The sequence below is a fragment of the Streptomyces sp. NPDC057438 genome, assembly GCF_042802995.1.
In the GTDB taxonomy this organism is placed as follows: Bacteria; Actinomycetota; Actinomycetes; order Streptomycetales; family Streptomycetaceae; genus Streptomyces.
Genome location: NZ_JBHVDD010000013.1, coordinates 52,696 through 71,663, shown reverse-complemented (window position 1 = coordinate 71,663; position 18,968 = coordinate 52,696). Strand labels below are relative to the sequence as shown.

Genomic DNA, 18,968 nt, shown 5'->3' with positions numbered 1-18,968 from the left:
CAGGCACGTTGACGAGAACCCGCACGTTCCTGGTGGCCGGGACGATCCTGGCCCTGGGGCTCGTCACCGCCTGCGGCGGGGACGGCGACCCTGAGGCCACGGACGCGACCGGCAGGGCGAAACCCACGGCGTCCCCGTCCGCCGGGAAGCGCTCGGGTCCCGCATACGAAGGGGCCGAGCTGCCGGGCCTGTCCGCGGAACCGGTGTGGAGTCTGCGGGGCGGTGGTCCCAAGAGCTGCGCCTACGATCCGGCCAAGGCCGCGGCGACCGAGGTCGTGAACTTCGACGCGCGGACGTGTGTGCTGGGCGACGCCGTCGTCCTGACCGAGGACGTGTCGGAGCAGTCCCGGGCCGAGCAGACCGAGAGCCGTTTCCGGGCACGTCTGTACGACCCCGCCACCGGCGAGATCCGCCGGACCGTCGACGTCACGGTCCCCGCCGAGTGGAACGGAGCTCGCGAACGCACCCCGGACCGGTTCATACAGATCTCCGAGTGGAAGGACGGCTCCCCGGCCCTCCTGGTCGTCTCCGGAGACGTGGTCGAGGGCGACGGTCTGAAGAAGTCCTCGATCACCACGACGTACACCATGTACGCCCCGTCCGGGGAGAAGCTGGGCAGGTACACCTTCAGTGGCGAGGATGCCTCCGATCTCGCAGCCGAGGCGGGTCATCTGCAGGTGAAGGAGGCGGACAAGAGCGACACGTACGCCCCCATCGACGGTGGTACTCCCGTCGAGGTCCGCGACCGGGGCCTCGACCAGGAGCCGCTGGGCGCCGGATTCGGTTACCGCGTCGCCTCGACCTGGTCCGTGATCGACGGCAGCGGAAGCCGCCTGGTCGTCAGCGATCGCCTTACGGGCAAAGAATTGTGGGACCTCGGGGACGTCGACCGGCCGGCTGCCCTGGCCGGGGTCCAGGACTCCGGCGACCTGGACGCCCGTCTGCTCCCGCTCACCGACGACAAGGGCATCCTCGCCTGGGACCAGCCGGGCGACCACGCGCACGACGAGATTCTGACAGTCGTCGATCTCAGGAGCGGCCGGCTGATCGCCGAAGGGCCGGAGCAGGACCTCGACGAGCTGTCCCGAGGGTCGGGGAACATCGTCCTGGCCGCGGACGGCGGCACCGTGGTCACGCGTTTCGGCGGCGGTGCGGTCGCCTGGGACACCGAGACGGGCGCCGAGCTGTGGCGGCAGACGGAAGACGAGCACACCATCGAGCCCTGGGGGCTGACCGCCGGGGGCGTGCTCTACGCCTCCGTCGACAGCATGGGGCTCACCGCGCTGGAGTTGAGGACCAAGAAGGTCCTGGACTCCGACCTCGCCCCGGACCTGCCCCCCGGCCTGACCGCCGATGCCGAACCCCTGCAGTTCACCACGGACGGCTACGCGGTGCTGGCGGGCCCGGACCTCTTCGTCTTCGCCCCGGAACCGAAGCGATAGGCGCGAAGGGTTCGGTGGCGCACACCGGCCCCACCCCCAACCCCCACCCCCAGAAAGGACGGACCCGCGGGTGACCGCAGAACAGCAGAAGAAGCCCCGCGCCGAGGACGACTGGACGATCGAGATCGTCATCGTGGTCGCGATCGTGCTCCTGGGGGTCGTCGGGGCCTGGCTCGCGGCGAAGATCGGTGCCCCCTTCGCGGACGCCCCGGCGCCGGCGTCGAACCCGTTGACGTTCCTCGTCGCCATGGTCAAGGGCGACTACAGCTGGCCGGGGTCCCCGGCCAGCGCGGTGGCCGCCGCGGAGGCTCTCCTGCTCGGCATTCTCGGGACCGCCGTGTACCGCGTGGTGCGTCGGTTCAGGAAGAAGCCCAAGGTGGACGGTGCGGCCCAACACCTGGCCAAGGGCGAGGAGTTGGGCAAGCTCACCATGAAGGGTGCGGCGGCCACGGCGGAGCGGCTCGGAGTCAAGGCGCGGACGCCTGGCGTCTTCATCGGACGGTCCGTCAAGGGCCGCCAGCCGCTGTTCGGTTCCTACGAGGACATGCACGTCGACATCTGGGGCCCGCGCACCGGAAAGACGACCCGACGGGCGGTCCCGGCGATCCTCGACGGGCCCGGCGCGGTCCTCGTCACCTCCAACAAGCGGGACATCGTGGACTCCACCCGGGGCCCCCGTTCCGCGCGCGGGCCGGTCTGGGTCTTCGACCCGCAGCAGGTCGCCGCCGAGGCGCCGAGCTGGTGGTGGAACCCGCTGTCGTACGTCACCGACGTCGCCAAGGCCCGCAAGATGGCCGACCACTTCGCCAGCGGGTCCCGCGACGCGAACGCCTCCACGGACGCCTTCTTCGACCCGGCCGGCCAGGACCTGCTCGCCAACCTCCTCCTCGCCGCCGCCTGCGGCAAGATGCCGATCACACAGATCTACACCTGGCTGTCCAACCCCAAGGACGACACCCCGGAACGGATCCTGCGCGGCTCGGGGCACCTCATGGCCGCCGACGGGCTCAACGGCGTCCTCACCGCCCCCGACAAGCAGCGCAGCGGCATCTACGGCGTCGCCCAGCAGATGGCGTCCTGCCTGATCAACCCCGAGGTCAACCGCTGGGTGACCCCGCCGGCCGACCCGAGCGCCCCCGAGTTCGACCCGCACGCGTTCGTCCGCACCGCCGGCACCCTGTACTCCCTGTCCCGTGAGGGCCGCGACTCCGCCGGACCGCTCGTCACCGCGCTCACCGTCGCCGTCGTCGAGGCGGCCGAGGAGTACGCCACCACCCAGCGCGGCGGCCGGCTCGCGCTGCCCCTGGTCGGCGTCCTCGACGAGGCCGCCAACGTCTGCCGCTGGCGCACCCTGCCCGATCTGTACTCGCACTACGGCTCGCGCGGCATCATCCTCATGACCATCCTCCAGTCCTGGGCGCAGGGCATCGAGGTGTGGGGCGAGCGCGGCATGGAGAAGCTGTGGTCGGCCGCGAACATCCGCGTCTACGGCGGTGGTGTCTCCGACACCCGCTTCCTGGGCGACCTCAGCGAGCTGGCCGGCGAGTACGACCAGCGTGAGTACCAGGCGAGCCGCGAGTCGGAGTTCGGCGGCTGGAGCGGCAACCGCACGGTCAGCGAGTCCGTCAGCCGGCAACGCGTCCTCGGCGTCTCCGACCTCGGCGCCATGCCCCCGGGCCGCGCGCTCGTCCTCGCCTCCGGCACCAAGCCGGTCCTCGTCGAGACGATCCCGTGGTGGGAGGGGCCGTACGCCCAGGAGGTCCAGGCGTCGCTGCGGAAGTACGACCCCGGGGCGCGCTGATGGGGGAGGTCGTGGGCATCGCGATGGGTGGCGTGCTCGGGCTGACCGTTCCGAACCGGCCCGATCTCATCAGAGACCGCGTCATCACCTGGCTCCAGCGCGCCCGTACGACGCTGGGCCTGCTGGCCGGCGTGTGGCTGGTGATGGCCTACCCGCTGCGGAAGGGGCGCGAGGAGTTCGTCCTGGACAAACTGGAGAACCGTCTCCGACGCCGACATCGGTCGTTTCGACCTCACGCTCGGCCTCTTCGGTGAGTCGGCCGGCACGGCGATCACCGCCCTCGGCTTCTCCGACACCCCGGATGTGGCCGCCCCGCCCGCCGTGATCCTCTCCTTCCTCCTGGGCGGCCCGCTGACGGTGACGGCCCTGTCCGTGTGGGAGGTACGGCATCTGCGGGTCCGGCACGGCGTGACCTTGCGGACGGCCCTCGGCCGCTGAACCATTCTTCGTGGGACAACGTCTCACCAGGGGAAACGCACAGGTCGCCGAAGGGGAGGCACTCATGGCCATGGTCGGACTGTTCTGGATCGCCGAGGACGGTGGGGTGTACGTCGGGGCGCAGCCGGAGGGGTTCGGGCCCGGGGTGCGGCTCACGCGGGACTGGGTGGAGGGCCTCGGGACCGGCCAGAGCGCGGTGTGGGGGTGGTCGGAGATCCGGTCGGTCGCCGTGCGGTACGTACGGGTCCGGTCCAACGCCCGGCTGCTCGCCACGACGGCCGTCGACCTCGTCACCAACGCCGTCGTGGGCGGCGGGGAGGCCGCGGCCACGTTCGAGGTGCACCTGGAGACCGCCGACAGGACGGTCGAACTGAACGCCCAGTCCGCCGCCGCCCTCGGCGGCTACGTCCAGTCCGAGTACGACCTCTCCGTCACGTTGCTGGAGCGCCTCGTGGCCGGCACGGCGGAGGTGGAGACCCTGGCGGGCTGGGGCCGCGCCCACGCCGCCGAGGGCACCCCGCGACGCGAGGAGCGGGAGGCCCTGCTGCGGGAGTGGAGCGGCGCCTGAGCCGCCGGTGGAACGCCGAGGCGTTAGTGGGACGCTGAACCGGCGGTGGCCGGAGGGGAGTTGCGGGAACCCGATTCCCTCCGTCCGCCGTCCCCCACAATGACCACGGAACCACCAGACCACGGAACCACCAGACCACGGACCACGGACCACGGACCACGGACCGCGGACCGCGGACCGCGGACCGCGGACCACGGACCACCAGACCACGGAACCGCTGGCAACGGTCACCGGGTCACCGGGGCCACCGGGGTCACCGGCACACGGAGGGGACACATGACCGCACGGGACACGCCGCAGAACGCTCCACGGGACACCGCACGCGACAACGCCATCTCGGTGACCCATGACCTGGAGCCGCACGACTGGTCGAACGAGGAGACCGCGGCGTACGAGGCGGCGATCGAGGCGGTCAACGGGGCGGTCGGCGCGTACAGCGCGCAGATCGCGGCGGAGGAGGCCAAGAGCGCCCCCGACGCCGCCGTCATCGAGGCCGCGCGTGCCGCCCAGGGGCGGCTGGCGAAGGAGCGTGAGCTGCTGCGCTCGGCCGACCGTGAGCAGATCGCCGAGGCCCGCGCACGCTACGCCCGGCTCGCCCGCGAGGTCCTGGCGAGCCTGGCATGACCGACCCGACCGAGCGCACGACCCGCCCGGGCGATCGGGTGCCCGAGCCGCCCGCGCGCGCGATCGATCCCGCCGAGGTGGAGCGGTACCGGCTGTCCGACGCCGAGAACCGGCGGATCTTCCGCGAGCGGATCGTCCCCGACCTCCTGGCGGGCCGCGCCGGGCAGGAGACCCCCACCGTGGTGTTCCTGATCGGCCAGCCCGGCGCCGGCAAGAGCCGGGTCACCGAGATGGTCGCCGGCGCACTGAACCGGCACGGCGGCTTCGCGGACGTCGACAGCGACCTCTACAAGCCCTACCACCCGGCGTACGCCCGGCTGATGGCCCAGGACGACACCCTGATGGCCGCCTACACCCGCGCCGACGGGCGGGCCTGGATGGCCCAGGCGGAGAGCTACGTCCGTGAGCACGGGCTGCACGCGATCATCCAGGAGACCTCGCAGAACGCGGCGGCCGTGGAGGAGAAGATGCGGGCGTACCGCGACTCCGGCGCGCGCGTGGAGGCCCTGTTCATGGGGGTGCCGCAGGCGATGAGCAACCAGGGCATCGTCAACCGCTACTTCGAGCAGCTCGCCGACCGGGGGCAGGGGCGCCTGACCGTGCAGTCCAACGCCGACGAGTCCTACGCCGGCATCCTCGAACTCGCCGACCGTGTCGACCGGGGTGCCCTCGCCGACCTCGCGAGCGTCTACCGCCGGGGCGAGAGCAAGCCGCGCTACGGCAACGCGCTCGACGGCACCGGCAACTGGACCGGCCCGCCGGAACTGCGCCAGGCGCTCGCCGCGGAACGGGCCCGCCCCTGGACACCGGCCGAGAGCGACTCGTTCGTCACCACGCAGCTGCGTCTGCGGGAGACCGCCCAGGCGCTGGGCCCCGAGTGGCCCGGCCGGCTCACCCGTATCGAAAACCAGGCCCGCCCCCTTCTGACCCCGGCGGCAGCGGCACGGCTCCCCGCACCGCCGGCGCCGGCCACGGCAGCGGCTCCGGCTCCTCCGCCGGCGTCCGCGGCTCCGGCTCCTCCGCCGGCGTCCGCGGCTCCGGCTCCGGCGGCGAGCCCGTCGACAGCCCCCACCGCCTCGTCGGCCCCTCCCACCTCACCGACATCCGCGGCCGCTGCCGCCGCGCGCTCCCGCAGTACGCCCCGCCCCGCCGGCCCCGGCACACCGCAGCCCCCGAGCGGCCAGGGCCCCCGCCCGGCCCCCGGCCAAGGTTCCGGCCCTGGCCCTGTCCCCGGCCGGGCGACCCCACCGCAGGGCCCGAACGGCCCCGACCCGAACCGACGCGGCAGGTAGGCGGCAGGCAGACAGAGCCCGCCGGCCCAGCCCACCGGGCCCGCCTGCCGGTCCGACGTCGGCTGGTCGACCCCCACCCGTCCACCAGCCGGCGTGGACGGGCGTGAGGTCCGCCACCCGGCCCTCCCGTCCCCTCCCCACCCCGCCGCCCGGACAAGGACCCGGCGGTCTCCCTGGGACCGGCGCGGCCTCCTCGCCGTGGGCCCGGCACGAGCCGTCCGCGGGCCGCCGCCGGCCACCCCGCTGACCTGGCACCCCACCCCCGACGGCCCCGGAAACCCCCGCCGCGGACCCCCTCCGCCGCCAACACGTGCCCCCGCCGGGGCCATTGATCGACGGCGGTGACTCGCCCCGGCCGCCGGCCCCCGGGGCGTGAAGGGCGGGCGGCGACAGGGGGAGCCCTTTGCTTTACCCTCTTCACACCGAGACCACACAAGGCTGTTGTCATCTCGTTAAGTGATTAGTCCTTGACGCTGAGGTGATCACCGCGTTGGCTTTCAGCCACATGGGTCGCAGTTGCTGCGCCCACGCCCGGAAGGCCCTTGATGTGAACGCCCGTACCACCAGCAACACCCCCGGCATTCGTCCACGTCGTCGCACCACTGCTCTGCGCCGCACCGCCACCGCCCTCGCCGCCTCGGCGGCGGCCGTCTCCCTAGCCGCCTGCGGGGTCGTGGACGTCGGGGACAGCGCGGAGGCGAGCCCCACGAAGGGCGACGACATCACGGTGGGCGTGCTGTTCCCCGACAAGGACACCAAGCGGTACGAGCAGTTCGACTACCCCAACATCAAGAAGAAGATCGCCGAGCTCACCGACAACAAGGGCGTCACCAAGTACGCCAACGCGGAGAAGGACCCGGAGACCCAGACCGGCCAGATGAAGCAGATGGTCGAGGACAAGGTCGACATCATCATCGTCGACGCCGTGGACTCCAAGGCCATCGCTCCCGCCGTGCAGACCGCGCACGACGCCGGCATCCCCGTCATCGCCTACGACCGGCTGGCGCAGGGCCCGATCGACGGCTATGTCTCCTTCGACAACGAGCTCGTCGGGCAGGTGCAGGGCCGCTCACTGGTGGAGGACCTGGGCGACAGCGCCGCCAACAAGATCGTCATGATGAACGGGTCGCCCACCGACCCGAACGCCGCCATGTTCAAGGAGGGCGCGCTCTCCGAGCTGCAGGACAAGGTGACGATCTCCGAGACCTATGACACCAAGGACTGGGACCCGGTCGTCGCGAAGGCGAACATGGAGAAGGCCGTCACCAGGCTGGGCGTCGACAACATCGACGCCGTCTACGCCGCGAACGACGGCATCGCCGGGGCCGTCATCGACGTGCTGAAGACCGCCGGTGTCGCCAAGGTGCCGCCGGTCACCGGGCAGGACGCCGACCTGGACGCCGTGCAGCGGATCCTCACGGGCGAGCAGTACATGACCGTGTACAAGTCGTTCCCGACGCAGGCCGCGGCCGCCGCCGAGATGGCCGTCGCCAAGGTCCAGGGCCGCTCCATCGAGTTCGACGCCCTCGCCAAGGACAGCGTCGACTCCCCGACCACCAAGAAGATCCCGGCCCAGCTGGTGCCCCCGGTCGCGCTGACCAAGTCGAACATCATGGACACGGTCGTCGCCGACGGCATCTACACGGTCAAGCAGATCTGTACCTCGGCCTTCAAGGCCAGGTGCGACGCGGCCGGCGTGAAGTGACCGCCGACGGCCCGGGGGCCCTGCCCCCGGCCCTCGTCCCACCTCCGGTCCCCCGTCCCCCTCAAGCTCAAGCCACCCGCGTGAACTCGATCGTCACCTCCGGCGGTCCGCCGGCCACTCCCCGGTAGATGCCCTTGTGCGGGGTCACGTCGTCGTAGTCGCGGCCGCGGCCGACGACGACGTGGGATTCGTCGGCGGGGACACGGTTGGTGGGGTCGTAGCCGGTCCAGTCGCCCGCCCAGTACTCGATCCAGGCGTGGCTCTGGCCGGCGACCGGGCGGTGGAGTTCGGCCTCGCGTTCCGGGTGGAGGTAGCCGGAGACGTAGCGGGCGGGCAGGCCGAGGGCGCGGAGCATGCCGAGAGTGAGGTGGGCGATGTCCTGGCAGACCCCGGCCCCCTGCTCCCACGCCTCGGCCGCGCTGGTGTGCACCCCGGTCGCGCCCGGCACGTACGCCACGTGGTCGGCGACCATCGCCGACACCGCGGTCGCCGTCCCGTGCACGTCGAGACCGGCGGACACCTCCCGGGCCCGGTCCAGCAGCGCGGCCGGCAGGGTCGTACGGCCGGTCGCGGCCAGGTACTCCAGCAGACGGGAGCCGGCGCTCGCGCGGTGGACCTCCGCCCACCCGGGCGCGTCCGGCAGCGGCTCCGGCGGGGCTGTCTCCACCAGGCTGGTCGCGGTGATCGTCAGGTCGGAGTGGGGCTCGATGAGGTCGAAGCCGGTGACCTGGGTGCCCCAGTAGTCCCAGTACGACCAGGTCGGCGTCGAGGGGTTCACCAGCACCCGGGCGTCCAGGGTGGTCTGGCCCGGCAGGGTCAGCGGGGTCATGCGGACCTCGTTGTGGGAGGAGGCCGCGGGCTGCGCGTACGCGACGCGGGTGATGTGCCGGATGCGCAGGCGCCGGGTCGCCCGTACAGCCGCTCCAGGCAGGTTCATCGTGCTCACGCGCCTTCCTGGGCCCATTCGACGGGCCCCTGGTACGGGAAGAACTTCTCGGCCACTGCCTCCGCCGAAGCCATGCACGCCTGCTGCAGATCCCGCAGCAGCGTGGGCAGGCCCGCCTCCAGCGACTCGGAGTCGAGGTATTCGAGGTGGGTGCGCAGGGCGCCGATCGGGCGGCGGGCCGGGTCCTGGCGGGGGCGGCCGAGCGCGGCCAGGCACTCCTCCGCCGTGGTCAGCGCGTGCAGCGCCGAGCGCGGGAAGTCCCGGTCGAGCAGCAGGAACTCGGCGACCTTGGGGCTGTCGCCGAAACCGCCGTGCACGCGCGCGTACGCCTCGTCCGCGCCGCTCGCGCTCAGCAGGGTCGGCCAGTCGGGCGCGTGCGCCGCGTCCAGCACCCGTACCGACAGCAGCCGCACGGTCATGTCCACCCGCTCCAGGCTGCGGCCCAGGACGACGAAACGCCAGCTGTCGTCCCGGCTCATCGTGGAGTCGGCGAGCCCGAAGAAGAGGGCCGCGCGCCGTCGTACCAGCTCCAGATAGGCGTACGGGCCGCCCGTGCGGCGCGCGGCCGTGCGCTGGTCGGCGAGCGCGTGCCAGGTGGAGTTCAGGCACTCCCACATCTCCGACGACACCGCCTCGCGGGCGCTGCGGGCGTTCAGCCGGGCCGCCCCGAGCGCGCCCTCGATCGAGCCGGTCGAGCGGGCGTCGAAGGCCAGCCGGTCCAGTACCTGCTGCATGTCGCAGTGCAGCTCGGGCGCGTCCACGCCGAGGATCGCGTACAGCGAGCGGCAGGCCGCGTCCTCGTCGCGCCAGGGGTCTTCGAGGAGGCGGTGGAGGTAGGCGTCGAGGATGCGGCCCGTCGCGTCGGCCCGTTCCACGTACCGTCCCGTCCAGGTCAGGGCCTCGGCTATCCGGGAGAGGATCACGTCGTTCACTGCTGCTGCGCCCCTTCCTGTACGACCGTACGGGTGCCGTCGGGGCCGAGCTGGCGCGGCGCCTTCTCCGGCAGCGGACCCGGCCCGCGGGTCTCCTCGAAGCGCTGCTCGGCGGTCCCTTCGGCGAGCACCCAGGTGTCCTTGGAACCGCCGCCCTGGCTGGAGTTGACGATGAGGTTGCCCTCCTGGAGGGCGACCCGCGTCAGCCCGCCGGGCAGCACCCACACGTCGCTCCCGTCGTTCACGGCGAAGGGCCGCAGGTCGATGTGGCGCGGGGCCATGCGTTCGCCGGCAAGGGTGGGGGAGGTGGACAGCGCGACCGGCCGCTGCGCGATCCAGCCGCGCGGATCGGCCCGTACGGCCTCCCGGGTGCGCTCCAGCGTCTCCCGGTCCGCCTTCGGCCCGATGACGATGCCCTGCCCGCCCGCCCCGTCGACCGGCTTGACCACCAGCTGGTCGATCTGGTCGAGGACGGCCTCCAGCTGCCCGGGTTCGTCCGGCCGGAAGGACTCCACGTTCGGGAGAACCGGTTCCTCACGGAGGTAGTAGCGGATGAGGTCGGGGACGTAGGTGTAGAGCAGCTTGTCGTCCGCGATGCCGTTGCCCACCGCGTTCGCCAGCGTGACGTTCCCCGCCATCGCGGCGCCCATGATCCCCGGGCAGCCGATCACCGAGTCGGGCCGGAAGTGGAGGGGATCGAGGAAGTCGTCGTCGAGCCGCCGGTATACGACATGGACGGGCATCTCCCCGCGGGTCGTCCGCATCCACACGCGGTTGCCCCGGCAGACGAGATCGTGCCCCTCCACCAACTGCACGCCCATCAGCCGGGCCAGCAGGGCGTGTTCGAAGTAGGCGGCGTTGCTGGGGCCGGGGGTGAGGACGACGACCCGCGGGTCCCCGATGCCGCCGGGCGCGGCGGCCCGCAGCGCGGCGAGCAGTCGCTGCGCGTAGCCGTCGACGGGCACCACGTGCTGCTCGGCGAAGAGGGACGGGAACACGCGGGTCATCGCTCGCCGGTTCTCGATGACGTACGACACGCCGGACGGCACCCGGACGTTGTCCTCCAGCACCCGGAAGTCGCCCGCCTCGTCGCGTACGAGGTCGATGCCGGCGACATGGATACGGACCCCGCCCGGCGGCTCCACACCGTGCGCGGCCCGGTGGAAGTGGGGGGAGTTGAGGAGCAGCCGCCAGGGCACGACACCGTCCTCGAAGGCCCGGCACGGCCCGTAGGCGTCCGCGAGGTACGCCTCCAACGCCCGTACGCGCTGCGCCACTCCGCGCTGGATGAGGTCCCATTCCAGGGCGTCCAGGATTCTCGGCACCAGGTCCAGCGGCCAGGGTCTCTCCTCGCCCGCGAAGGCGTACGTCACGCCCCGGTCGGTGAACGCGCGGGCCATCTGGTCGGCCCTGAACCGCAGTTCGCCCGGCTCGATGGGCCGGAGCGCCGCCAGCACCGGCTCATAGGCGGTCCTGACCTCACCCGGCCGCTCAAACATCTCGTCCCACGCGTCGGCCAACGCGTAGGCGTCAAATATGTCCGCCATGGGCCGACGGTAAGCGCGCTCCGTAACACCCCGGTCACCGCCGCGTTTCCGCCGGCTTGCGGCGGCGATCGCGACCTGCGGAAACGGAGGGTTTGACGTACGGCCGGACGGGGGAGCCACTGCGTCGTCCCACCCCCCCGGCCGGGTGTGGGACCCCCCGCCCGGTGGATTCTCCCGGAGATCGCCGGCGGGCAGAGTGATGTCCACAGGGACCGCACGCAACGCATTGTGCGGACAGCCCTGTTCGTCCACCGCGGGGACGGCTGAGACATCCGGAGAGAGGAACATACTGTGAAGGTCACCATCGCACGACGTCTGGGCGTCGGCGTCATCGCCGCCCTGGCGTTCGGCACTGCGGCGCCGGCCATGGCCTACGAGATCGGTCCGCACTCGTACCCCGGCGAGCTGAGGTTCTGGACCGAGGGCACCCCGGACCGCGGGATCATCAACATCAAGGACACGGGTGAGGACCACTGGGTCAAGGCCGAGTACTACCGCATCGCCCACGAGGACGACAAGCTGACCCTCTGGAACAAGGACGGCCCGAACGGTCCGGCCGACGACGACGGCAACAGGGGCACTGTGGAGAGCGGCGAGCACTCCGAGATCTTCAAGGCACGAGGCACGGTGTCGCGCAACAACCTGCCCGACTGGCACACCGAGTGGTACGCGGACTGACCTTCCTGCTTCGGCCTCACGGATCGTTCTCCCGATCCTGAGTCCCGGCAGCCCGACCTGACCGAGAGGCCGAACCGTGCCTCTCGGTCAGACGTGTTCGCCGTCCCCGCAGTCCCCACCCGAACCTCCCCATATGCCCTCCCGAACCAGGAGCCCCGTGTGACCCCACCCCCCACTCAGCCCGTCCTGCGTCTGAGCGATGTCGTGTACGGCGTCGCCGAACGACGGCTGCTCGCGGGCGCCGACCTCACCGTGCCGGCCGGCCGCTCCGTGTCCGTGATGGGGCCGTCTGGCAGCGGTAAGTCCACGCTGTTGATGTGCCTGATGGGACTCATACGTCCCGCGTCGGGCCGGGTCGAGGTGATGGGAGAGGATCTCGCCCGGCTGTCGTCCCGTGCCCTCGCCGCCCACCGGCGCCGACACATCGGCATGGTGTTCCAGTTCGGCGAATTACTGCCCGAACTCACCCCGGTGGAGAACGTGATGATCGCGAGTCTGCTGGCCGGTGCCCCCGCCGACACCGCCCGATCACGCGCCCAGGAACTCCTCGACGGACTCGGGGTGCCGCACCGCACGGCCACCCACGACCTCTCCGGTGGTGAACGCCAGCGCGTAGCCGTTGCCCGCGCCCTGGTGAACACGCCCGAACTGCTGCTGGCGGACGAGCCGACCGGCTCCCTCGACGGGGAGCACCGGGAGGCTGTCGCGGACCTGCTGTTCAGCACGCCCCGGGAACACGGGTGCGCTCTGATCGTGGTCACACACGACCCCGCGGTGGCGAGTCGTGCGGACGTGCGACTGCATCTGCACGAGGGCCGGCTGGTGCAGGTCGAGGAGGCGCGGTGAGCGGGGGTGGGCTGCGCCGGCAGTTGCTGCGTATGGGCCGGGCGGCTTCCTGGACCGCCGAGGCGAGCCGGATCCGCTTCTTCGCGCTGCTCGCGGCGACGACCGTGGCGGTCCTCGCCGTGTGCGGCCATCTCCTCGCCTCCGCCTCGTTCGACGGTCGGGCCGAGCGCAGTGCGGACCGCTGGCCACAGGTCACCGAGGCCGGGGCCGGAACCGGCGAACTGCTGTGGAAGGCGACGGTCGCGACCGTCGCCGACCGGCAGTACGACGTGGTGTACATCGAACCCCGTACGGCCGACGCCCCGTTGCCGCCCGGTCTGAGCCGCTGGCCCGGACCGGGTGAGGCCGTCCTCTCCCCGGCGCTCGGGAACGCCCACCCCGAGGTACGCCACGAGTACGGCAAGCCGGTGGGGACGATCGGTGCGGCCGGACTGGAGGCACCGGGTGAGTACTTCGTCTATGTACGGCCGTCCGCCGAGCGTCTCGACCCCTCCTCGATGGTCGAGGCGACCGGCTTCGGCGTCTCTTGGTCACCGCCGCTCGGTGAGCACTTGTACAACTTTGGGCCTGGAGAGTTCCGGTGGGCCTATCTGGCGTTGGTCGGCCTGCCCGCCGGGCTGTTCGTCGTGATCGCAGCCCGTGTCGGCGCCGCCGCCCGCGACCGGCGCACCGCGGTTCTCACGGCGCTCGGCGCGTCCACCCGCGCACGTGCCTGGTTCACTCTGGGCGAGGCAGTGGTGCCCGTGGCCCTCGGCGGGCTGCTGGCAGCGCTTGCCGTCGTCCCCGCATTCGTCTCCGACATCCCGCTGCCCGGGGTCGACTTCGTGCTGTACCGGCCCGACGCCCGTGCCGCACTGGGCGCCCTGCTCGTCGCCACGCTTGCCGTGCCATCGGCCGTGCTGGGTGCCGTGGTGCTGCTTCAGCCGGCTTATCGGCCCGGCCGTTCCACCCGGCCCACCGCCTGGCGGCAGCGCCGGGAGTGGACGCTGTGGCTGTTCCCCCTCGCTCTGTTCGGCACGGTCCAGGGCACCGGCCTGGCACCGTACGATCTACGGCTGCCCGTTCTGGCAACCGGCTCGGTCGTCACCATCGCACTGCTCCCGGGAGTAGTGGGGGCGGTCGTGGCGGCGACCGGTCCGGCGATGGCTCGGGCGGGGGCGGCGCGCGGCCGGATCGGCATGCTGATCTCCGGGCGACGGCTCGCCGCCGGGGCACGTCCGGTGGCGAGGCTGGTCGCCGCGGTGGTCGTCGCGATCGGGCTGGCGGCCCAGGGCCAGATCGCCATCAGCCTTTTCACGGAGATGAGCGACCGTGCCGACGCGATGGAGGAACACCTGGGCACCAGCGTTCTGCGGGTCTCGACCACGATGGACACCAGGTCGGCCGACGTGGTCGCCTTCGAGCGCGCGCTGGGCTCGGGGACCGGGGTCCTCGCGGTGCGACGGGACCCGCGTAAGGACCGGATGGACCTCGTGGCCTCCTGCCCGGTGTGGCGCGGACTCGGTCTCCCCTGCCCGAACACGGCCACCGCTCTGCGCACCACCCGGCATCCTGGCCTCGCGCGGGCCGTGGAGCTGGAGCGGTCGGTGGGCGTGGATCTGTACGCCGCGACGGGGGACGTCGCCAGGGCCGTGCGCACGACCGAGGACCCGGTCCTGATGGTTCTCGCGGACGACGGACGCGAGTTGTCCACAGCCTGGGTGCACCGGACCGCCAACGAGCATCTGGCGATGGCGACGAAGGTGACGGTGTTCGCCGGGACCGGCACCCTCAGCGGCAGCGGTGAAGGCATTGCGGCACAGCAGTGGCTCGAACTGCTCTCCGTCGCCGGGGTGCTGGTCATCGTGGTGGTGGCCGGAATCGGGTCGGTCGCCCAGTTCGTGCGTGCCGGGCGCGAGTTGGGGCCGGTCTCCGTGCTGACCGGTGATGTCCGGGTGTACTACTCCGTCTCCGTGTGGTCCCTGCTGGTGCCTGTCGCCTTCGCGGTGTGTGCGGCGGTCGCCGTGACCTGGTTCGTGACCACGCCGCTCATGGCCAGCTCGGCGAGCCGGCTGTCCGCGCTGTCCGCGGTGGGCGGTGCGGGACTGCTCTGCGCGGCTGCGATGGCGTGGTGGGGCGCCCGCACGGCGGCGGCGACGGGCTCGGTGTGGCGCCCTCGTAACGACTGACACGACCGTTGTGGGCCGTGGGGACGGGCCCGTGGGCTTCGTGGCCCACGGCCCACAAGGCGTCAGTGGGGATGCGGGACAGGTGCGCCGCTCGGCCGGAACCCTGTCCCGCCGCCGGTGACCGTGCGCAAGGGCCCGGACCACACTCCCGCTCTCGTACGCGCTCGGGCTACGGCATCCGCTCCGACGGCACGCACGTCCTGAGCCTGCCAGGCGATCCGGGCGGCCTGTACGCGGTTGTCGACCGCCAGCTTGGTGTAGACGGCGCGGATGTGGTCCTTGACGGTGTGGCCGCTGATGTTCAGTGCCTCGGCCATCTCCACGTTGGCGGCGCCTTGTTCCAGCAACCGCAGGATCTCCTGCTCACGAGGGCTCAGCGTGGCCACCAGTCTCCTCGCGGTGACCGTCGCCTCAGTCAGCCGCTCGGGCCTGATCAGCCGGGCCGCCACCAACGCGGCCGCGGTGGGATCGAGCGCGAGGCCACCCGCGGCGGCGGCTCGCACCGCCCAGTGCAGATGGGCGACCGAGTCCTCGCGGAGCAGGATCCCGTTTGCACCCTGGTGCAGCAGCATCCTCGCGGATTGCTCTGACAAGTGGCTGACCAGCACGATTCTCGGTAAGGGCGGTCCGGACGACGGCAGTGTGCCGAGGGTGTCGTCCGGATCGTCGTGGAGGGATACGAGCAGGTCCGGCCGGGACGCCCGCACCAGGCGCGCGAACCGGCCCACCGGTCCTTCACCGACGACCCGGATGCGCTCGTCCTCCTCCAGAACGCGCCGCACCCCGGCTCGTTCCAAGGGCCCGTCTCCGAACACGCAGACACGCAGCATCTTCTCTTCCCCCGTCATGACTGTCACAGCCCTTCACCAGGGATCGCGCGATATCTCATCGCGGGGGCGATCTCACTGAGTTCACTCACCCTGTACGGCATGTACATCTCATCGCTATCTTCAGCTTGTTGCAGGGCGTACTGCCTGAGGGGTGGAGATAACGGGATGTAACCTCTGTTATAGGGACGTAAACAGGTCAGGGCTCTGTTGCGGTGTGGGTGCGCGCCGCGCATAGTTGCGCTGCGAACAGGTCGGAACCGGGGGTGACGTGGGTGATGGCCGGGCACGCGACCGAGGAGCATCCGCACGGGGCCGACCGGCTCTGCGCCGCCGGGGACCGTGTGTACTCCCGAGCCGTACGCCGGGGCCGTGTCCCGCGCGAGGACGCCGACGCCGTGCCCTGTCTCCTCGAACTCGCCCTGCTGCACCCCGACCCCGACGACATGGGCTGGCTGGTGCCCACCTCCCCGCAGGAGGTCATGACGCGTCTGCTGCGCGGCGTCCACGCCGAGGTCAGCGCCAGCCAGGCCCGGATGGGCGCGGCGGTCGACGCCGTCGAGTGGTACGCGGGCCTGGGGGGTTCACGCGCGCGGACGCCGACGGAGAGCTCGGCGATCCGGGTGCTCGACGGACTGTCCCGGATCCGGGCGGCGATCGACGAGGCCACCGACCGCTGCACCTCCGAGGTGCTGACCGTGCAGCCGGGCGGCATCCGCCGCGAGGACGAGCTGCGCGAGGGGCTGCACCGGGCGCTGGCGATGTGCCGCCGTGGGGTGCGGATGCGGGACCTGTACACGCATGTGGCCCGGCACGGGCAGGGCCTGCACAACTACATGGAACTGATGGGGGAGTCGGCGGAGGCCCGCACCCTGGACGAGGTCGTGGAGCGCCTCATCGTCTTCGACCGGACGGTGGCCTTCATCCCCGCCAACGCCGACCGCACCATGGCCCTGGAGATCCGCCACCCGGCGCTGGTGGAGTACCTGGTCACCGTCTTCGAACGGCTCTGGCGCCTCGGAGTCCCGCTGGCCGCGTCCCTCCCGTCGGCCGGCGTCGCGGGCATCACGCACCGGGAACGGTCCATCGCGGCGCTGCTGGCGGAGGGCCACCAGGACGCGGTGGTCGCCGAGCGGCTGGGCATCAGTGTCCGCACCTGCCGGGCCCACATCGCCCGCCTCTCCGAGCGCCTCGGCGCGGCCAGCCGCACCCAACTGGGCGTCCGCATCGCCCAGGCCGGCCTCGACGGGCCGCCCCGCACTCCGCCGCCGGACGCCCTGCCCGCCGCCGCGGCGCCCGCGCCGGAGGCGCCGACCGCCCTGTGAGGCAGCCGGGTCCGCGCGGCGCCTACTGTTCCAGGTTCTCCTGCTTGAGGATGCCGGACTCCGCGATGCGGTAACCGAGCTGCGCCCGGCTGCCGCTGCCCAGCGCCGTCGCCAGCTTGGCTATGTGGGCGCGGCAGGTGCGGACGTTCATGCCGAGACGCCGGGCGATGGCCTCGTCGACGTGGCCCTCGACGAGGAGTTTGGCTATGGAGTGCTGGATGTCTGTGATGCCGTCGGGGGCGGTTTCGTAGGGGGCGCCGGCGGTGAGCGGGACCGCTCGGCCCCACATGAACTCGAAGACCTTGACCAGGTAGCGCACAAGCCCCGGGTGTCTGAGTTCCAGGGCGACCTGTTGGTCGTCTCGGGTGGGTATGAAGGCGACGGTGTCGTCGCAGATGATGAGGCGCTCCACGAGCTCGTCGATGGTGCGGTATTCCACCTTGCCGTCGGACAGCCGGGCCACATAGGCCAGCTTCTCCGGGCTGTGCCGGGCGGTGTGTTGATAAAGGGTGCGGATCCGCACACCACGTTCGATCAACGGTCTGTCACGTTCCAGGCCCTGGAGCAGATTGCGCTCCGATATGCGGTTGCTCGGCTGGACCGTGAGTACCTCGGTCTGACATTCGGCGGTAGCGAGGTTCAACGCCGCCTGGATCCGCTCGCCGCCTTCCAGGACCGTGATCGCGTGGGTCGGGGTCGCCACCTGAGCGCTGAGAGCCATGAACGGTTCGAAGGCGTCGGTGAGCTCGATCGAACGCCGCCGGTACTCGGTGATTTCGCGCTCTATCGGGTTGAGCCGTTGGGCCAGTGCGACCGAAGGGGGAACGGGGCGGAGCCAGTTCGCGTCATCTGGGTCGGGATGGAGGAGGGGGAACTCCATGAGGCAGGGTGCGGCACCCGCCTCCTCACGTGCGATGCGTCCCGTCCGCAGCGCGTGTGCGTAGAGACGTGCTCCGTCGTCGCACAGATCAGCCACCGTGTGGGGATGTGCCGATTTAGCCCGATTTTCCACCTAATCTCCACCCCCCAGGGTCCTGAACATGCAGGAACATGATGCATTGATTATGTGGCCATGACGTGCCCGAATGAGCCATCGTCGTACTCGACGGGGGAAGAGGGGACCTTCAAGTGAGGACGAAGCCGACTATGCGCAAGAGAATGCTTCGCTCGGTGCTTGTCGCCGCCTTCTCCACCGTATTCATCTTCGGAGCACTGAGTGGTTTCTCCGATGCGAAGGGTGATATCCGCGCGGACACCAGTTGGCCGGCGGGGGCGGATTCGACAACACAGGCGCGGGCCGTGGACACCAGCTGGCCGGTGCCTCCGGCTGACGATGGTGCAGGGAGCTGATGTGACCACTCCTCCCGACGACCGTTCCTTCCGCCGCGAAATGGCCACCGCCTATCGCTCCGGTTGGCACTTCATCGACCTGGCCACCGCCATCCCCCACAGCGGTGACTCGTTGATGGTGACCGTGTTCGGCGAACCGGTGGTGGTGACCCGGGACGAGGACGAGGACATCCGGGCGTACCGGTGTCTGCGGCGACCGCGCGGCGCGCCGCAGCCAGTGCGGTGTGCCGTTCGGTACGGGATGGTCTTCGTCAATCTCGACCAGCGCGACCACCGGCTCGCCGAGCCGGAGACCCCGGCCTCCACGGCCGTTACAGCCACCCCCCGCAGTGCCTGAAGCGATTCCCCCGTCGTTTCAAATCGCTCAGGCGCTTCCCCCCAGCAGCGGGGGGGCCCGGGACCGGAAAACCGGGACGCCCCGGGGGGGGTAGGGGGGCATTTTGGGGTGGCGCCCGGGGACGGGGGGGGCCCCCCCGGCG

18 protein-coding genes are annotated in these 18,968 nt (G+C 71.5%); 13 read left to right on the top strand and 5 right to left on the bottom strand.

Annotation, left to right across the window (positions count from 1 at the left end; translation table 11 throughout):
* Positions 1–8 precede the first annotated feature (8 nt).
* The 8 genes from ACFU5F_RS10700 (at position 9) to ACFU5F_RS10665 (ending at position 7,870) form a co-directional block, all read left to right on the top strand.
* Complete coding sequence (locus ACFU5F_RS10700) at positions 9–1,442, top strand: PQQ-binding-like beta-propeller repeat protein (RefSeq protein WP_383884913.1); 1,434 nt, start codon at positions 9–11, stop codon at positions 1,440–1,442.
* A gap of 70 nt (positions 1,443–1,512) precedes the next feature.
* Complete coding sequence (locus ACFU5F_RS10695) at positions 1,513–3,243, top strand: type IV secretory system conjugative DNA transfer family protein (protein WP_383884910.1); 1,731 nt, start codon at positions 1,513–1,515, stop codon at positions 3,241–3,243.
* Positions 3,243–3,497, top strand: coding sequence for a hypothetical protein (locus ACFU5F_RS10690; RefSeq protein ID WP_383884907.1), 255 nt, complete (start codon positions 3,243–3,245; stop codon positions 3,495–3,497). The genes ACFU5F_RS10695 and ACFU5F_RS10690 overlap by 1 nt, the downstream gene beginning before the upstream one ends.
* A gap of 49 nt (positions 3,498–3,546) precedes the next feature.
* Complete coding sequence (locus ACFU5F_RS10685; protein WP_383884904.1) at positions 3,547–3,681, top strand: hypothetical protein; 135 nt, start codon at positions 3,547–3,549, stop codon at positions 3,679–3,681.
* Positions 3,682–3,745: 64 nt separating this feature from the next.
* The gene (locus ACFU5F_RS10680) at positions 3,746–4,249 is read left to right on the top strand and encodes a hypothetical protein (RefSeq protein ID WP_383884901.1); all 504 of its coding nucleotides are present in this window, start codon (positions 3,746–3,748) and stop codon (positions 4,247–4,249) included.
* A gap of 276 nt (positions 4,250–4,525) precedes the next feature.
* Positions 4,526–4,873, top strand: coding sequence for a hypothetical protein (locus ACFU5F_RS10675; RefSeq protein ID WP_383884899.1), 348 nt, complete (start codon positions 4,526–4,528; stop codon positions 4,871–4,873).
* Complete coding sequence (locus ACFU5F_RS10670) at positions 4,870–6,165, top strand: zeta toxin family protein (protein WP_383884896.1); 1,296 nt, start codon at positions 4,870–4,872, stop codon at positions 6,163–6,165. Before ACFU5F_RS10675 ends, ACFU5F_RS10670 begins: the two co-directional genes overlap by 4 nt.
* A gap of 547 nt (positions 6,166–6,712) precedes the next feature.
* On the top strand, positions 6,713–7,870 hold the full coding sequence (locus ACFU5F_RS10665) for a sugar ABC transporter substrate-binding protein (protein WP_383884893.1): 1,158 nt from the start codon (positions 6,713–6,715) through the stop codon (positions 7,868–7,870).
* Between the two features lie 67 nt (positions 7,871–7,937).
* Here ACFU5F_RS10665 and ACFU5F_RS10660 read toward each other — a convergent pair whose 3' ends face one another.
* The 3 genes from ACFU5F_RS10660 to ACFU5F_RS10650 are packed head-to-tail and all read right to left on the bottom strand — an operon-like array spanning position 7,938 to position 11,295.
* Positions 7,938–8,807, bottom strand: coding sequence for a transglutaminase N-terminal domain-containing protein (locus ACFU5F_RS10660; RefSeq protein WP_383885043.1), 870 nt, complete (start codon positions 8,805–8,807; stop codon positions 7,938–7,940).
* A 5-nt stretch (positions 8,808–8,812) separates the two neighbouring features.
* Entirely contained in the window at positions 8,813–9,748 is a 936-nt protein-coding gene (locus tag ACFU5F_RS10655) for an alpha-E domain-containing protein (RefSeq protein WP_318812633.1), read from the bottom strand.
* Complete coding sequence (locus ACFU5F_RS10650) at positions 9,745–11,295, bottom strand: circularly permuted type 2 ATP-grasp protein (RefSeq protein ID WP_383884890.1); 1,551 nt, start codon at positions 11,293–11,295, stop codon at positions 9,745–9,747. Before ACFU5F_RS10650 ends, ACFU5F_RS10655 begins: the two co-directional genes overlap by 4 nt.
* A 291-nt stretch (positions 11,296–11,586) precedes the next feature.
* Here ACFU5F_RS10650 and ACFU5F_RS10645 point away from each other — a divergent pair, with 291 nt between their 5' ends.
* The 3 genes from ACFU5F_RS10645 (at position 11,587) to ACFU5F_RS10635 (ending at position 14,987) form a co-directional block, all read left to right on the top strand.
* The gene (locus tag ACFU5F_RS10645; protein ID WP_383884887.1) at positions 11,587–11,973 is read left to right on the top strand and encodes a hypothetical protein; all 387 of its coding nucleotides are present in this window, start codon (positions 11,587–11,589) and stop codon (positions 11,971–11,973) included.
* 159 nt (positions 11,974–12,132) lie between these two features.
* The gene (locus ACFU5F_RS10640) at positions 12,133–12,819 is read left to right on the top strand and encodes an ABC transporter ATP-binding protein (protein ID WP_383884884.1); all 687 of its coding nucleotides are present in this window, start codon (positions 12,133–12,135) and stop codon (positions 12,817–12,819) included.
* A complete protein-coding gene (locus ACFU5F_RS10635; protein ID WP_383884881.1) occupies positions 12,816–14,987 on the top strand; it encodes a hypothetical protein in 2,172 nt (723 codons plus the stop codon). Before ACFU5F_RS10640 ends, ACFU5F_RS10635 begins: the two co-directional genes overlap by 4 nt.
* A 62-nt stretch (positions 14,988–15,049) precedes the next feature.
* Here the strand turns inward: ACFU5F_RS10635 and ACFU5F_RS10630 are convergent, their stop codons facing one another.
* A complete protein-coding gene (locus ACFU5F_RS10630; RefSeq protein ID WP_383884878.1) occupies positions 15,050–15,835 on the bottom strand; it encodes a LuxR C-terminal-related transcriptional regulator in 786 nt (261 codons plus the stop codon).
* A 257-nt stretch (positions 15,836–16,092) separates the two neighbouring features.
* Between ACFU5F_RS10630 and ACFU5F_RS10625 the strand changes: the two genes are divergently transcribed.
* The gene (locus ACFU5F_RS10625; protein WP_383884875.1) at positions 16,093–17,139 is read left to right on the top strand and encodes a LuxR C-terminal-related transcriptional regulator; all 1,047 of its coding nucleotides are present in this window, start codon (positions 16,093–16,095) and stop codon (positions 17,137–17,139) included.
* Positions 17,140–17,161: 22 nt separating this feature from the next.
* Here the strand turns inward: ACFU5F_RS10625 and ACFU5F_RS10620 are convergent, their stop codons facing one another.
* A complete protein-coding gene (locus tag ACFU5F_RS10620) occupies positions 17,162–18,115 on the bottom strand; it encodes a helix-turn-helix transcriptional regulator (protein ID WP_383884874.1) in 954 nt (317 codons plus the stop codon).
* A 375-nt stretch (positions 18,116–18,490) separates the two neighbouring features.
* Here ACFU5F_RS10620 and ACFU5F_RS10615 point away from each other — a divergent pair, with 375 nt between their 5' ends.
* Complete coding sequence (locus ACFU5F_RS10615) at positions 18,491–18,826, top strand: hypothetical protein (RefSeq protein ID WP_013001918.1); 336 nt, start codon at positions 18,491–18,493, stop codon at positions 18,824–18,826.
* Positions 18,827–18,968 lie beyond the last annotated feature (142 nt).